The organism is Microbacterium sp. NPDC056569 (assembly GCF_042793475.1).
Lineage (GTDB): Bacteria > Actinomycetota > Actinomycetes > Actinomycetales > Microbacteriaceae > Microbacterium.
In genome coordinates, this window is the sequence record NZ_JBHTUV010000002.1 from 197,541 (window position 1) to 212,567 (window position 15,027).

General features: G+C 71.5%; 13 protein-coding genes. 10 read left to right on the top strand and 3 right to left on the bottom strand.

Features of this window, described 5'->3' with window-relative positions; genetic code table 11:
* The first annotated feature begins 31 nt into the window (after positions 1 to 31).
* The 3 genes from nrdF to ACFQ7C_RS03310 all read left to right on the top strand — a co-directional run bounded on the left by nrdF (position 32) and on the right by ACFQ7C_RS03310 (position 4,312).
* Positions 32 to 1,006, top strand: coding sequence for a class 1b ribonucleoside-diphosphate reductase subunit beta (gene nrdF, locus ACFQ7C_RS03300; protein WP_045299980.1), 975 nt, complete (start codon positions 32 to 34; stop codon positions 1,004 to 1,006).
* A 393-nt stretch (positions 1,007 to 1,399) separates the two neighbouring features.
* The gene (locus ACFQ7C_RS03305; protein WP_378897865.1) at positions 1,400 to 3,463 is read left to right on the top strand and encodes an elongation factor G; all 2,064 of its coding nucleotides are present in this window, start codon (positions 1,400 to 1,402) and stop codon (positions 3,461 to 3,463) included.
* A 168-nt stretch (positions 3,464 to 3,631) separates the two neighbouring features.
* Positions 3,632 to 4,312 carry a hypothetical protein gene (locus ACFQ7C_RS03310; RefSeq protein WP_378897867.1) on the top strand — a complete coding sequence of 227 codons (681 nt, stop codon included), beginning with the start codon at positions 3,632 to 3,634 and terminating at the stop codon, positions 4,310 to 4,312.
* Between the two features lie 3 nt (positions 4,313 to 4,315).
* On the opposite strand, the gene ACFQ7C_RS03315 is transcribed toward ACFQ7C_RS03310, so the two are convergent.
* The gene (locus tag ACFQ7C_RS03315) at positions 4,316 to 5,422 is read right to left on the bottom strand and encodes a class I SAM-dependent methyltransferase (protein WP_378897870.1); all 1,107 of its coding nucleotides are present in this window, start codon (positions 5,420 to 5,422) and stop codon (positions 4,316 to 4,318) included.
* A gap of 89 nt (positions 5,423 to 5,511) precedes the next feature.
* Between ACFQ7C_RS03315 and ACFQ7C_RS03320 the strand changes: the two genes are divergently transcribed.
* Together ACFQ7C_RS03320 and ACFQ7C_RS03325 are read left to right on the top strand one after the other, a co-directional pair.
* The gene (locus ACFQ7C_RS03320) at positions 5,512 to 5,931 is read left to right on the top strand and encodes a MarR family winged helix-turn-helix transcriptional regulator (RefSeq protein WP_378897873.1); all 420 of its coding nucleotides are present in this window, start codon (positions 5,512 to 5,514) and stop codon (positions 5,929 to 5,931) included.
* A 59-nt stretch (positions 5,932 to 5,990) separates the two neighbouring features.
* The gene (locus ACFQ7C_RS03325) at positions 5,991 to 6,455 is read left to right on the top strand and encodes a DUF3817 domain-containing protein (protein ID WP_378897876.1); all 465 of its coding nucleotides are present in this window, start codon (positions 5,991 to 5,993) and stop codon (positions 6,453 to 6,455) included.
* 83 nt (positions 6,456 to 6,538) lie between these two features.
* On the opposite strand, the gene ACFQ7C_RS03330 is transcribed toward ACFQ7C_RS03325, so the two are convergent.
* Positions 6,539 to 6,910: a GNAT family N-acetyltransferase gene (locus ACFQ7C_RS03330; RefSeq protein WP_378897879.1), complete on the bottom strand. Its 372-nt coding sequence runs from the start codon at positions 6,908 to 6,910 to the stop codon at positions 6,539 to 6,541.
* A gap of 168 nt (positions 6,911 to 7,078) precedes the next feature.
* Between ACFQ7C_RS03330 and ACFQ7C_RS03335 the strand changes: the two genes are divergently transcribed.
* Positions 7,079 to 9,637 (top strand): ATP-dependent Clp protease ATP-binding subunit, encoded by a 2,559-nt coding sequence (locus tag ACFQ7C_RS03335; protein ID WP_378897881.1) that lies wholly within the window; start codon positions 7,079 to 7,081, stop codon positions 9,635 to 9,637.
* A gap of 199 nt (positions 9,638 to 9,836) precedes the next feature.
* Here ACFQ7C_RS03335 and ACFQ7C_RS03340 read toward each other — a convergent pair whose 3' ends face one another.
* Positions 9,837 to 10,556 (bottom strand): DUF72 domain-containing protein, encoded by a 720-nt coding sequence (locus ACFQ7C_RS03340; protein WP_378897884.1) that lies wholly within the window; start codon positions 10,554 to 10,556, stop codon positions 9,837 to 9,839.
* 113 nt (positions 10,557 to 10,669) lie between these two features.
* On the opposite strand from ACFQ7C_RS03340, the gene ACFQ7C_RS03345 reads away from it, so the two are divergent.
* From ACFQ7C_RS03345 to ACFQ7C_RS03360, 4 genes are read left to right on the top strand one after another with little or no spacing between them, the layout of a single operon-like run.
* A complete protein-coding gene (locus ACFQ7C_RS03345) occupies positions 10,670 to 11,542 on the top strand; it encodes an LLM class flavin-dependent oxidoreductase (protein ID WP_378897887.1) in 873 nt (290 codons plus the stop codon).
* Positions 11,542 to 12,312: an LLM class flavin-dependent oxidoreductase gene (locus ACFQ7C_RS03350; RefSeq protein ID WP_378897890.1), complete on the top strand. Its 771-nt coding sequence runs from the start codon at positions 11,542 to 11,544 to the stop codon at positions 12,310 to 12,312. Before ACFQ7C_RS03345 ends, ACFQ7C_RS03350 begins: the two co-directional genes overlap by 1 nt.
* A 53-nt stretch (positions 12,313 to 12,365) precedes the next feature.
* The gene (locus ACFQ7C_RS03355) at positions 12,366 to 13,370 is read left to right on the top strand and encodes an epimerase (RefSeq protein ID WP_378897893.1); all 1,005 of its coding nucleotides are present in this window, start codon (positions 12,366 to 12,368) and stop codon (positions 13,368 to 13,370) included.
* 57 nt (positions 13,371 to 13,427) lie between these two features.
* Entirely contained in the window at positions 13,428 to 14,960 is a 1,533-nt protein-coding gene (locus ACFQ7C_RS03360) for an ATP-dependent DNA ligase (RefSeq protein ID WP_378897896.1), read from the top strand.
* Positions 14,961 to 15,027: the final 67 nt, after the last annotated feature.

Below are 15,027 nucleotides of genomic sequence, written 5' to 3' on the forward strand. Positions count from 1 at the left end.
CTGATCTGGGATTTTCGGAGAAGAAGGAAAGATGAGCGAGAAGCTCCAGCTCCTGGACCACGTCCAGGCCATCAACTGGAACCGCATCCAGGACGACAAGGACCTCGAGGTGTGGAACCGCCTCGTGAACAACTTCTGGCTGCCCGAGAAGGTGCCGCTGTCGAACGACATCCAGTCGTGGAACACGCTGACCCCCGAGGAGCAGACCCTCACGATGCGCGTGTTCACGGGGCTGACGCTCCTCGACACGATCCAGGGCACGGTGGGCGCGGTATCGCTCATCCCCGATGCGATCACGCCGCACGAAGAGGCGGTCTACACGAACATCGCGTTCATGGAGTCCGTGCACGCGAAGTCGTACTCGTCGATCTTCTCGACGCTGTGCTCGACGAAGGAGATCGACGAGGCGTTCCGCTGGTCGGTCGAGAACGAGAACCTTCAGAAGAAGGCTCAGATCGTCATGGAGTACTACCGCGGCGACGAGCCCCTCAAGCGCAAGGTCGCCTCGACCCTGCTCGAGTCGTTCCTCTTCTACTCGGGCTTCTACCTGCCGATGCACTGGTCGAGCCGCGCCAAGCTCACCAACACGGCCGACCTGATCCGCCTCATCATCCGCGACGAGGCCGTGCACGGGTACTACATCGGCTACAAGTTCCAGCGCGGACTCGAGACCGTCGACCAGGCCAAGCGCGACGAGATCAAGGACTACACGTTCTCGCTGCTCTACGAGCTCTACGACAACGAGGTGCAGTACACGCAGGACCTCTACGACGGCGTCGGCCTCACCGAGGACGTCAAGAAGTTCCTGCACTACAACGCCAACAAGGCCCTCATGAACCTGGGCTACGAGGCGATGTTCCCCTCGACGGTCACGAACGTGAACCCGGCGATCCTGTCGGCTCTGTCGCCGAACGCCGACGAGAACCACGACTTCTTCTCGGGGTCCGGCTCGTCGTACGTCATCGGCAAGGCCGAGGCGACGGAAGACGAGGACTGGGACTTCTGACGCCCGCTCGACACGGAGTGAGATGGAGGACGGATGCTGCGGGCCGCAGCATCCGTCCTCCTCTTCGTGCGCCGAAACCGGCCCGGATCAGGCCTTCGCGTGACGATCGCCGTCGTCGTGATCCCCACCTCGTGCCCTCGCACGAGAAAGCCCGGAGAACTCGCGTAATAGATCCCTAGGGAGTGTGTCTCTTGAGTGGGGGATAGCGCCGGAGCCCCGGTCCGGCACCCCGGCCGTGGGTCCCGAGCTCGCGGCTACCGGGGGCGCCGGCATTCTCGCGTCGGCCCCCCGGTCAATCCCCGCCGTCTCGCACGACGTTGCCCTGGTGCCGCCGCGGCATCACCGCCACGATGGACGTACGATCCTGAGTCCGCATCGTCGCGGGAGGTCTTCGTGGAAGCCGCGTCCTCACCCACACATCGAACGGTCGCGCTCGTCGGAGGCGGCGGCTCCGGCAAGACGACGCTCGCCGAAGCGCTGCTGCACCGTGCCGGGGCGATCCCGCGGATGGGGAGCGTCGAGCACGGCACCACCGTGTGCGACTTCGAGCCCGAGGAAGCCGCGAGAGGAGTGTCACTCGGTCTCTCGCTCGCGTACCTGGTCTGGTCGGGCGAGGACGGCACGAGCACCGCTTTGACGCTCGCCGACACCCCGGGGCACCCGGACTTCATCGGGGCGGTCGACGCGGCTCTGGCGGTGTGCGACGTGGCGATCCTCGTCGTGAGCGCCGTGGACGGCGTGACGGCGGGAACGCGGGTCGTGTGGGCCGCCGCCGATGCCGCCGGCGTGCCGCGCCTCGTGGTGGTGACGCAGGAGGACCGCGCACGAGCCGACTTCCGGCGCGTGCTCGCCGACCTGCGCGCCGCATTCGGCCCGCGACTCGTGCCGTTGGAGCTTCCCATCGCCGAGGAGCAGGGATTCCACGCGATCGCCGACGTGCTCGGTGAGCACATGCTCGTGTACGACGAGAAGGGCCGCCATCACGCGGAGCCGATCCCGAGCGAGATCGCCGACGAGGAGCACCGGCTCCACCAGGATGCGACCGAGGAGATCGTGTCGCACGACGACGCGCAGCTCGAGGCCTACCTCGAGGGGGACGAGCCGTCACCGCGCGAACTCGGCCGCACGCTGGCCAAGGAAGTGGCGGCAGGCGAGGCTGTCCCGGTGCTGCTGTGCTCCGCCGTCACGGGGACGGGCATCGACCGGGTCGCCGATCTGGTGTGCGAGCTCGCGCCGCCGCCCGGATCGCGCGACGGCGTCATCCGCATCGGCGTCGACGAGGCGGGCGAAGGCGGCACACTGCAGCCGGTGGCGATCGACGCATCCGGGGAGACGCTCGTGCACGTGTTCCGCACCCTCGCGGATCCTTTCGTCGGTCAGGTCGCGATGCTGAAGGTCCTCTCCGGCGTCCTGCGCCCGAGCGACCGCCTGCACAACGCGACGACCGGCGTCGATGAGCGGATGCCGGCGCTCTTCCGGCTGCGCGGTGCGGAGCACCTCTCCGTCGACGCGCTGCGCGCCGGCGAGGTGGGCGCGGTCGCCAAGCTCGCCGGGACGCCCTCCGGCTCGCTGCTCTGGACGAGGCCGCGCACCGGTGCGCGGCCCGCACGCCTGCCCGATCGGCCTGCCGTGTATGCGGTGAGCCTGGAACCCGTGTCGCAGTCCGATGACGCCAAGCTTTCGACCGCGCTCACGCGGCTCGTCTCGGACGACCCGACCTTGATCGTCGACCGCACCGGTGGCGCGACGATCCTCCGCGGCCTCGGCGACACGCACGTCGCGGTCGCCGTCGACCGCCTGGCTCGGGTGCTCGGCGTCCACGTCGTGACGTCGCCGGCGCCTGTCGCGTATCGCGAGACGATCGCGGGCACCGCGAGTGCCGAGGGGAAGCTCAAGAAGCAATCGGGCGGCCACGGGCAGTTCGCCGTCGTGCAGCTGCGGGTCTCGCCACTGGCCCCCGGCGGCGGATTCGAGTTCCAGGACTCCGTCGTGGGCGGTGCGGTGCCGCGCTCGTACATCCCCGCGGTCGAGAAGGGTGCCCGCGACGCGCTGGCGACGGGCGGGCCGCAGGGGCATCCCGTGGTCGACGTCCGCGTGGAGCTCTATGACGGAAAGGCGCACTCGGTCGACTCGTCGGAGATGGCGTTCCGCACGGCCGCCTCGCTGGGGGTGAAGGCCGCGCTCGCCGAGGCGGGAACGGTCCTGCTCGAGCCGGTGTCGAGCGTGACGGTGACCGTCCCCTCCGACCTGCAGGGCCCGGTGCTCACCGACCTCGCCAGCCGCCGCGCCCGGGTCGGGTCGACGGAGCGCAGCGACGACGGCCGTGCGCGGATCAGGGCGACGGTGCCGGATGCGGAGCTCACGCGCTATGTGCTCGACCTGCGCTCGCTCACCGCGGGTCACGGCGAGCTCGAGATCGTCCCCGAGCGATACGAGCCGACGGGCAGCGCCCGGTGACCCCGCCGCCGGGTGACGCCCCGTCGTCGTCGCGCGATCTGTGCCCGTCGCGGCGCCGAATTCCGCGGAACACGTGACACGGCGCGCCCGCGTTCCTACAGTGGTCACAACGACACCCGGCTGTGGGAGCCGGGTGCTGCGGGGACGTGCTGGGAAGGGGATCTGGCCGTGGACGAAGAGGCGGGTTCGGCAGGGGCTGCCGCCCCCGCCAGTGGAGGCGCGCAGCCCGCTCCGCCGGTGACGCGCGGGACGCTGGTGTGGTTCGGCCTCGGTTTCGTGCTGCTGTCGTTCTTCGCCGCGTTCATGGGCTCGTGGCTCGCGCGGTCCGTCGACACGGCCGAGCCCGCGCCCCAGCCGTCGGCGTCCGCGACGGCATCGCCGGAGTACGAGGACGTCCTCGCCGAGATCCTCCCCGCAGGCTCCGCCGTGCGAGCGGGTACCGGGGTGCCCGAGGCCGGCAAGGGATACGAGGGCGACGTCTACATCGACATCGAAACCTCCGACGTGTACCTCTTCCAGGACGGGGAGTGGACCATCGTGGGGAACATCCGGGCTGCCGCGGCCGAGAACCTCACGGGGGAGCAGGGCCCGGCCGGCGCGCAGGGGCCCCAGGGTGAGCAGGGTGAGCAGGGTGAGCAGGGCGCCGAAGGCGCTCAAGGCCCGAGCGGTGCGCCGGGAGCCCCCGGCACGCAGGTGATGCTCGGAACGTCGGCACCCCAGAACGACACCTGCACCGCAGACGGCGATGTCTTCATCGACACGGCGGCCGTGGAGTTCTATGAGTGCCAGGACGGCGCCTGGGTGCTGTTCGGGCCCACGCCGGAGCCGACCCCCGACGCGAGCGAGTAGGCGTCAGCGGCGGGTCGACGCCGTCACGGTGAACTTGGCGTTGCGCGCGATCTGCCGCGTCGGCCCGACCGCCCGCTCCAGCGCGGGCCGGTAGCGCAGCCCCGAGTTCCACACCGTCCACAGCTCGCCGCCCGGTCGGAGGACCCGCGCCGCGTCCGCGAACATGCGTGGCGCGATGCCCTCGTGCACCGCGGAGCCGGAGTGGAAGGGCGGGTTCAGCGCGATGAACGTCGCGGTCCCGTCGGGCTGGGCCCTCAGCATGTCGTCGCGGATGACGTCGACGCGTTCGCCGACGCCGTTGGCCTCCGCCGTCGCGCGCGCGGACGCGACGGCGGCTGCCGACTGGTCGCACGCGAGCACGCGGAGATCGGGATGCCGCAGCGCCAGCGCCGTCGCCACCACGCCGGTCCCGCTTGCGAAGTCGATGGGCACGGTGTCGCAGGCGAGCGGAGGCAGGTGCTCGAGCAGGAACCGCGTGCCGATGTCGATCGTCGCGCCCGCGAACGCCCCGCCGTATGCGCACACGACGATCCCGTCGTGCGTCGCGCGGGTCGGCACAGGATCCGCCCCGTCGTGGGGCTCACGGGCGACGAGCACGCGGGACTTCTGGCGCGCGTGGGTGACGTCGAGCTGCGCGAACCTCTCGCGCAGCACGTCGTTCATCGCGAGGGTCATGTGCTTGACGCGACCGCCGGCGAACACGACGACGTCGGGAGCCGCGTGCGCGGCGATCAGCCCCGCGATGTCGCGCAGCGCGTCGAGCGAGCGCGGCAGCCGCAGCAGCACGACGCGCGCGCCCCGCACCAGGTCTGTCGACAGCGGCAGCGACGAGAAGGTGTCGACGAGGCCGAACCGCTCGGCGTTGGCGGCGAGGGCGCGCTCGCCCGTGAGGGGATCCTGATGGACACGGATGCTGCGACCGCCGTCCGCGGCGGCGCTCAGCGTCAGCCCGCCGTAGGCGTCGCCGATGACCACGAGCCCGCTGTCGCCGGCGCCGGCGCGCGCGGCGGCGGACTCGTCGAGGAGCAGCCGGTCCGCACCATCCGTCGCCACGAGGTCGGGAGCCTCGACGTCGGGCCATCGGCGCAGGGCGTCGAGCGAGAAGGTCACCGTCCCACGGTAGCCGGGCGGGCGGGTCCGGTTCCGGGAACTGCGGGGGAATGCGTGCCGTCCCGCGGCAGCGGGACTAGCATTCAACGGTGCCAGACCGTGCGTTCAGTCCCGTCATCTCGCTGCTGACCGTGGCGGCCGTGTGGGACGCGCACCTCGGCGCGCAGCTGCGCGATCTCGGGCTCACGACGCGCAAATACGGACTGCTCGCCCACATCGAGGCGACGCCGGGCATCTCTTTCAGCGAGCTCGCGCGGCGGTCGCAGATCACCGTGCAGTCCGCGCACACCGCGGTTCAGACCCTGGTCGCCGACGGGCTCGTGGCAGACGCGACCAAGCATGCGGGCGCAGCGTCTGATCTGCGCGTGACGGAGCGGGGGAGCGAGGTGCTGCACGCGGCCGAGCAACGGCTGGCGGCGCTCGACGCCGGACTCGCCGCGGGGGCTCCGGGGCTCGCGACAGCGCTGGAAGGCCTGCACGAGCAGCCGTTCGGGCTGGCGCCCGAGTAGGCCGAGGCTGCCCAGAAAACCTTCAGAAAGCCTGAAACACTTTCAGTTAGGCTGAAGGTGTGTTCCGCAACCCCCACACCCTGTTCCGCGCGCTCGCTATCCTCGAGGCGATCTCATGGACGCTGCTCATCGCCGGCCTCATCATCCGCGCCACCACCGACTGGGCGCTCGGCGTCACGATCGGCGGCGGCATCCACGGCTTCATCTTCCTGTCGTACGGCGCGACCGTCATCCTCGTCGCTCTCAACAACCGGTGGCACGCCGGCCCCACGGTGCTCGCGCTCGTGAGCGCCGTCATCCCCTACGCCACGATCCCCGCCGAGCTGTGGCTCCAGCGCAGCGGTCGCCTCGCCGGAGAGTGGCGGCTCGAGGCCACCGACGACCCGCGCGACGGCACCTGGTACGACCGGCTCATGCGCTGGTTCCTGCGACGCCCCTGGGTGCTCGGCGCCCTGATCGCGTTCGCCGTCGTGCTGCTGTTCGTCGTGCTCCTCATCCTGGGCCCGCCCGGCGGACGCGACTGACGACCTCCGCTTTCGGCCGCCCCACTCGTTCGCGAGCGGAGCGGCCGAGTCGCGTGCCGGTGCCGTCGATGACGGATGCGGTCTCAGCGCCAGGCGGGCAGCTGCTGAAGCGTCCAGGTGTTGCCGTCGGGGTCGTCGAACTGCACGAATCGACCCCAGTCCTGCTCGTCGACGCCGCGTCCCTCGACGCCGTTGGCGCGCAGGTGCGCCAGCGCCTCGTCGGCGTCCGGTACCACCACCTGGATGGTGTCCTGACGGCCGGGCTCGAGGTCGTTGCCGAGGCCGGTGCCGAAGGCGATGGAGCACGCGGACCCAGGTGGGGTCATCTGCACGAACCGGAGTCCGTCGAAAGGCGTCTGATCGTGGTCGGCGTTGAAGCCGATCCTCTCGTAGAACTCCTTCGCGCGATCGACGTCCGTCACCGGCACGTAGATGAGCTCGATCTTCCAGTCCATCGTGTTCCCTCTCGTCGTTGAAGCGGGTCCCCCTGGCTGACGACGTTACGCCGGGGATGCGACATCCGCCGCGGGGGAATACCTGCGGGTGAGAAGGGTTGAACTTGACAATGCTTGTGTCAAGTTCAAGACTTGACACTCCTCCACTCAAGTTTCAGGAGAGATGGAATGCCCGAAGACTTCACCCCCCAGGCCGGCGACGACGCGAGCTCGTTCGACGAGTTCCTGGCGCGCTACCTCGCGGGCGAGCGCGCGCGTGCCGAGCGCTCGATCGACCTGAGCCGCTACCTCGGTGCCCGCACCCAGGAGCTGCTGCAGCGTGCCGGCAAGTATGCGCTGGACCGCGGCCAGCAGGAGCTCGACGCCCTGCACGTGCTGCGGATCCTCGTCGCCGAGGCACCGGCGCGCGATGCCGTCCGGCGCATCGGCGCGGACGCCGACGCGATCGCACGCGCCACCGAGGAGCGCCTTCCCGCCGCCACGGCAGCCGCCGACGTGGACGGGGCGGTCGTGACCTCGTCGGTGCAGCGGGCGCTGTTCCACGCCTTCCAGGTCGCCCGATCCTCGGGTTCGACGTACGTCGACCCGGAGCACCTCTTCTTCGCGCTCGTGCTCGCGCAGGACACCCCCGCGGGCCAGGTCCTGGCGCGCGCCGGTGTGACCGCCGAGGCGCTCATGCAGGGTGCCCGTGAGACCGTGACACCGGGCGAGACCGCCCAGGGCGCCGCGAGCGCGGAGGGCGCAGCATCCGTCACCCCCATGCTCGACACCTACGGCACCGACCTGACGGCGCGCGCCGTCGCCGGTGAACTCGACCCGGTCGTCGGGCGCGCCGACGAGATCGAGCAGACGATCGAGATCCTCAGCCGTCGCACCAAGAACAACCCGGTGCTCGTCGGCGAGGCCGGCGTCGGCAAGACCGCGATCGTCGAGGGACTCGCTCAGGCGATCGTCGACGGCTCCGTGCCCGAGCAGCTCCTGGGCAAGCGCGTCGTCGCGCTCGACCTGCCGGCGATGCTCGCGGGCACCCGCTACCGCGGCGACTTCGAGGAGCGCCTCACCAAGACGATGGACGAGATCGCCGAGCACAAGGGCGAGCTCATCGTGTTCATCGACGAGGTGCACACCGTCGTCGGCGCGGGCGGCGCCGGTGACGGCGGCATGGACGCGGGCAACATCCTCAAGCCCCGCCTCGCGCGCGGCGAGCTCCACCTCGTGGGCGCGACGACGCTCAAGGAGTACCGCGTCATCGAGAAGGACCCGGCGCTCGAGCGCCGGTTCCAGCCGGTACGCGTCGGCGAGCCCTCGATCGAGGACGCCGTGCTCATCCTCCGCGGCCTCAAGTCCGCGTACGAGGAGCACCACGGCATCGTCTACACCGACGAGGCCCTGCGTGCCGCCGTCGAGCTCAGCGACCGGTACCTCACCGAGCGCGTGCTGCCCGACAAGGCGATCGACCTGATCGACCAGGCAGGTGCTCGGCTGCGGCTGCGGCTCGGCTCGAAGGTCGACGTGAGCGGGCTCATCGAGCGCCTCGCGACCCTCGAGGCCGACAAGAACGCCGCGGTGTCGGCCGAGCACTACGAAGAGGCGTCGCAGATCCGCGACCAGATCGCCGAGGTGCAGGACCGCCTCGAGCGGGCCACGGCTGCCGGCGCCGCGGTGCGCACCGAGGCGATCGTGGACGAGCCCGAGATCGCCGCGGTGATCAGCCGGGCCACCGGCATCCCGGTGAACCGCCTCACCGAGACCGAGCGCGAGCGCCTGGCCGCCCTCGAGGACGAGCTGCACGACCGCGTGATCGGGCAGGACGACGCGGTGACCGCGGTCGCCAAGGCCGTGCGCCGCAACCGCACCGGCATGGGCGATGCCCGGCGCCCGGTGGGATCGTTCCTCTTCCTCGGCCCGACGGGTGTCGGCAAGACGGAGCTGGCCAAGGCGCTCGCCGGGTCGCTCTTCGACGACGACACGGCGGTGATCCGCTTCGACATGAGCGAGTTCGGCGAGCGGCACACCGTGTCGCGCCTCGTCGGCGCCCCTCCCGGATACGTCGGGTACGACGAGGCGGGCCAGCTCACCGAGCGCGTGCGGCGAAACCCGTACTCGATCGTGCTGTTCGACGAGATCGAGAAGGCGCACCCCGACGTGTTCAACCTGCTGCTGCAGGTGCTCGACGACGGTCGCCTCACCGACGGCCAGGGCCGCACGGTCGACTTCCGCAACACGGTGGTCGTGATGACGTCGAACCTCGGCTCCGAGTTCCTCGCGTCGCGTGGCGGTGCCATCGGGTTCCTCGCCGACGGGGGAGGGGCCACCGGCTTCGGCTCGGAGAAGGATCTGCGCGACCGCGTCTTCGGCAAGCTGCGCGAGGCGATGCGGCCCGAGTTCCTCAATCGCATCGACGAGATCGTGCTGTTCCGCAAGCTCGAGAAGCCGCAGCTGCAGAGCATCGTGCGCCTGCTGCTGGGTGCATCCGACGCGCGGCTCGCGAAGCGCGAGGTGTCGCTGGTGGTGACGGACTCCGCGGTCGCGTGGCTCGCCGACAACGGGTACGAGCCCGAGTACGGCGCCCGGCCGCTGCGCCGCCTCATCCAGCGCGAGGTGGACGACCGCATCGCCGACCTGTTCGTGACGGGTGCGCTCGTCGACGGCGGGACGGTGACGGTGGATGCTGCCGGCCCGGCGCTCTCGGTCGTCGCCGGTTCGCCGTTCGCCGCGGCCGCCTGATCGAGTCTCGACCCCTGCTCACCTGTCACGATCTGCCGGTCACGCCGGCGCTTCGTGACAGGTGAGCGGAAGGGCGACGTGCTCCGGGCACAGCGCCATCGACCCCTGCTCACCTGTCATGATGTGCCGGTCACGCCGGCGCTTCGTGACAGGTGAGCGGAAGGGCGACGTGCTCCGGGCACGGCGCCCTTCACGCGCGTCATGGCTGCAGCATCCGTTTCAGGGTCCGCGCGTTGTGCACGGCGTTGCCGCCGCCATCGTTGTTGAAGTACGCGTGGACCTCGTGGCCGGCGCGCTCCCACTCGCGGATGCGCTCGGCCCACCATGCGAGATCGTCGTCGGAGTACGAGCCTCCGTACAGATTCTCGGGGTCGGGACCGTGCAACCGCACGTAGACGAGGTCGGCGGTGGCGCGCAGGATGCAGGGCAGACGGGCGCCGCTCATGACGCAGTACGCGGCGCCGTGGCGTTCGAGGATCGCGAAGACCGCCTCGGCGGTCCAGGACGGATGCCGGAACTCCACGGCCGGCCGCGTCCACCGCGGCAGCGCCGTGAGGAAGTGGTCGAGGCGTGCGTCGTCGCGCTCCATGCCCGGATGCAGCTGCACGATGAGAGGTCCACGGCGGCCGCGGAGCTCGTGGAGCCCGCGGGTCACGCGCTCGATCCAGACCTCCGGCTCGAGCAGCCGCCGCGCGTGCGTGAGCCCGCGCGGGGCCTTCACCGCCATCTCGAAGCCCTCCGGCAGGCGGTCGCGCCAGGCGGCGAAGCGCGCGTCCGCCGGCCAGCGGTAGAAGCTGCCATTGAGCTCGACGACGTCGAACTCGGCGATGTACTCATCCAGCCAGCGGCTCTGCGGGCCGTGGTACAGCACGCCTCGCCAGTGCGGGTAGACCCAGCCGGAGGTGCCGATGCGCGCCATGCCTCCAGCGTGATCGACCCGCATCGGCCGCGGCCACGGGGTTGCGCCTGCGCGACGCGCGCGTTAGCGGATGGCGGCGTGCGCGTGTCGCCGGGCGCTGACAGAGTGGGTGCATGACCCGCATCGGCGCGATCTTCAACCCGTACACGCACAGCCCCGACGAGTTCCGCGACGCCGTTCTCGCCGCCGAATCGGCGGGACTGCCCGAACTGTGGATCTGGGAGGACTGCTTCCGGCAGTCCTCGTTCGCGACCGTGGGCGCGGCCCTCGCATGGACGGAGGCGCTGCGCATCGGCATCGGGATCGCACCCATGCCGCTGCGCAACGTGGCGGCGACCGCGATGGAGATCGCCACCGTCGAGCGGCTCTTCCCAGGGCGCCTGCTTACGGGCGTCGGTCACGGCGTGCTCGACTGGATGGGGCAGGTCGGCGCGCGCGTCGCCTCTCCGCTGACCCTGATGCGCGAGTACGTTCCCGCATTGCGGGGCCTGCTCGCGGGTGACGAGGTGACCGTCGACGGCCGATACGTCACGCTCCGTGACGTGCGCCTGGACTACCCGCCGACGACGCCGCCCCTCGTGTACGCGGCGGCCGAGGGGCCGAAGACGCTGCGGCTGAGCGGCGAGGTCGCCGACGGCACGGTGCTCGACAGCGGGCACACCGCAGCCGAGTACGCGACCGCGACGGCCGCCATCCGTGAGGCGCGTGCCGCCGCGGGCCGCGGCGACGGTCACGACGTGGTCGCCTACGTCATCACCGCGTTCGGTCCGGACGCGGAGGCCCGCGCCATCGCCGATGTCGGCGACAAGCCCGACCCGGCGGAGCGCGCGCTGTGGGGCGACCCGACGCAGGTCGCGGCGGGTGCGCAGCGCTTCTTCGACACGGGCGTCGACGACGTCGTGCTGCTGCCCTCGTCGCGCGGCGACATCGCCGAGTTCTACCGGGCGGCCGCCGAGGTCGCACGGATCGTCGACGCGAGCGCCTGATGACCGCGGCGCTCTCGATCGGGATCGCGGCGGCGGCCGGCCCCGAGCTCGGCGCACGCGTCGCGGCGGCGGCGGAGGCCGCGGGGCTGCACGCCCTGTGGGTCAACGACACCCCGGGGCATGACGCGCTGGAGGTCCTCGGCGCCGCCGCCCGCGCGACGGAGCGGCTCGTGCTCGCCACCGGCGTGCTGCCGATCGACCGTCGCACCCCCGACGACATCGTGTCAGCATCCGCGGGACTGCCCGCCGACCGGCTGGTGCTCGGCATCGGCTCGGGGCAGCTGCGCACGGGGGCCGTCGGGGGCGTGACGGATGCCGCCACCGCCCTCCGCGATCGCACCGGCGCCCGCGTGGTGGTCGGCGCACTCGGACCGCGGATGCGGCGCGCGGGTGCAGAGGCATCCGACGGACTGCTGCTCAGCTGGCTCACGCCCGGTGTCGCCGCCGAGCAGGCGGCGCGGGCGCGCGGGATCACACCCGAGACGCACGTGGCGCTCTACGTGCGCACCGCCGTCGACCCCGCCGCGGTCGCGGTGCTCGAGCAGGAGACGGCCCGCTATGCCGGCTACCCGGCGTACGCCGCGAACTTCGCCCGGCTCGACATCGACGCCGCGGACACGGTGATCCGGCCGGGTGGCGAGCTGCCCGACCGGATCGCGGCGTATCGCGACAGCGTGGACGAGGTCGTGCTGCGGGCGATCACGGCTTCGGGAACCGTCGACGAGCATCTCCGCTTCATCGACACCGTCGCGGAGGCGGTCGCCGGCTGACCGTGTCGCCTCATCGACCTGTTACGTGGCGGCTCCACGGCAGACTGGGATCGATGACCTCACAGCCCTCTCCGTCCCACCCGACGTCCTCCCGCCCGGTCGCGGTGATCGCCGGTGCGTCCGGTTTCGTCGGCGCGGCGCTCGTCCAGGCCTTCGCCGAGGACGGGTACGAGGTCCGCACCATCGGCCGGTCGCACGCCGACGCGACGTGGGACGACGGCGGCGGCATCCGTGCGCTCGTCGACGGCGCTTCCGTACTCGTGAACCTCGCGGGCAAGTCCGTGAACTGCCGGTACACCGATGCGAATCGCGACGAGATCCTGCGATCGCGGGTCGAGACGACGAGGACCCTGCGCCAGGCGGTGACGGATGCTGCGACCCCGCCCCGCGTATGGCTCAACGCCAGCACCGCCACGATCTACCGCTACGCGATGGACCGCCCGCAGACCGAAGCCGACGGTGAGCTGGGCGACGGGTTCTCCGTCGACGTCGCGCGGAACTGGGAGGACGAGTTCTTCGCCGGCGACCTGCCGGCGACACGCCGAGTCGCGCTGCGCATGGCGATCGTCATCGGCGACGGGCCTGCCTCGCACATGCTGCTGCGTCTTGCGCGACTGGGCCTGGGCGGCCCGCAGCACGACGGCTGGTGGTGGGCGCACCGCCGCTACCGGGGGATCGGGCCGCACCCGACGGGGAACGGACGCCCGAGCCGGCATCGGTCGGGCGGGCGCCAGCGCTTCAGCTGGATCCACATCGACGACGTCGTCGGCGCGGTGCGCGTCGTGCGCGACCGGCCGGAGATCGAAGGGCCGGTGAACCTCGTCGCGCCCCGCGCGAGCGACAACCGGACCCTGATGGCGACGCTGCGCAGGGTGGTCGGGCAGCCGATCGGCCTTCCCGCCTACCGGTTCATGCTCGAGCCGGCGATGGCGGTGCTGCGCACCGAGCCCGAGCTCGTGCTCAAGAGCCGGTGGGTCTCGCCGGAGGTGCTGCTGTCGGCGGGATACGACTTCGCGTACCCCGACTTGGAAGCCGCGCTGCGCACGGTCGCGCGCTGAGGTCGGGCGCAGGTCGAGCAGGGGACAGGTGTCGGAGGCGGGTGCCAGAATGCCGATGTGCTGCTGAACGAGCTGGTGACCGCGACGGGCGAGGTCGCGGCGACGTCGTCGCGACTGGCCAAGGTCGCCGTGCTCGCCGCGCTGCTGCGCGAGCTCGACGCCGACGAGATCGCCCCCGCGATCGGATTCCTCACCGCGAACCCGCGACAGGGTCGACTCGGAGTCGGCTGGCGGAGCCTGGCCGGCCTCGACGTCGCCCATGCCGACGACTCGACGCTGACAGTGCTCGAGGTCGATGCGTCGCTCAGCCGTCTGGCGGCCGCCGATGGCGCGGGCTCGGTGCTGGCACGACGCGCCGAGCTCGACGCACTCGCCGGTGCCGCGACGGCGGACGAGTGGGACTTCCTGGCGCGCGTCATGATGGGCGAACTGCGGACGGGAGCTCTGGAGGGCGTCCTCCTCGACGCCCTCGCGAAGGGCTCCGCGCGGGAGGCGCCGGTCGTGCGGCGCGCCGCGATGCTGTCGGGCGACCTCGGCGCGACGGCCCTGATCGCGCTCACCGGCACTGCCGACGAGCTCGCGGCGGTCGGGCTCGAAGTCGGGCGCGGTGTGCTGCCCATGCTCGCGGCGACGGCGGGGTCGACGACAGAGGCCCTCGAGACCCTCGGGGGCGCAGCATCCGTCGAATACAAGCTCGACGGCGCCCGAATCCAGGTGCATCGCGACGGCGAGGACGTGCGCGTCTTCACGCGCAGCCTCGCCGACATCACGCACCGGGTGCCCGAGCTGGTGGAGGCGGTGCGTGGGCTTCCGGCCGAGCGCGTCATCCTCGACGGCGAGACGCTGTCGCTCGACGAGGACGGCGGTCCGCGACCGTTCCAAGACACGATGTCGCGATTCGGGTCGATGGGCGACGAGGGGGCGGACGCCGTGCTGCGGCCGTGGTTCTTCGACATCCTGCATCTCGACGGCCGCGACCTCATCGACGAGCCGCTGGCCACCCGCCTCGAGCTGCTCGACCGGGCCGTCGGCGATGCCCGCATGCCCGGCATCGTCACCGACGACCCCGCGGCGGCCGAGGACTTCTCGCGCCAGGCGCTGGCGGCGGGTCACGAGGGAGTCATGGTGAAGGCGCTCGACGCGCCCTACGCCGCGGGGCGGCGCGGCAAGAGCTGGCTCAAGGTGAAGCCGGTGCTCACCTACGACCTCGTCGTGCTCGCCGTCGAGTGGGGATCGGGCCGGCGCGCGGGGCAGCTCTCGAACCTGCACCTGGGCGCACGCGATCCCGAGGGCGCCTTCGGCGAGCCTGGCGGCTTCGTGATGGTCGGCAAGACCTTCAAAGGTCTCACCGATGCGACGCTGCGCTGGCAGACCGAGTTCTTCCCGACCATCGAGACGCATCGCTCCGCGTATGCGGTGCACGTGCGACCCGAGACGGTCGTCGAGATCGCGATCGACGGCGTGCAGCGCTCGACGCGGTATCCCGGCGGCGTCGCGTTGCGCTTCGCGCGGGTGAAGGGCTACCGGCCCGACAAGCGCCCCGGCGAGGCCGACACGATCGAGTCGCTGCGCACGCTGCTGCGCGGGTGACGGATGCTGCGACCCGAGCCTGCACGTGACGTGGAGCGCGCAGGGGTGTGGGCGCCCGGCCGCGCAG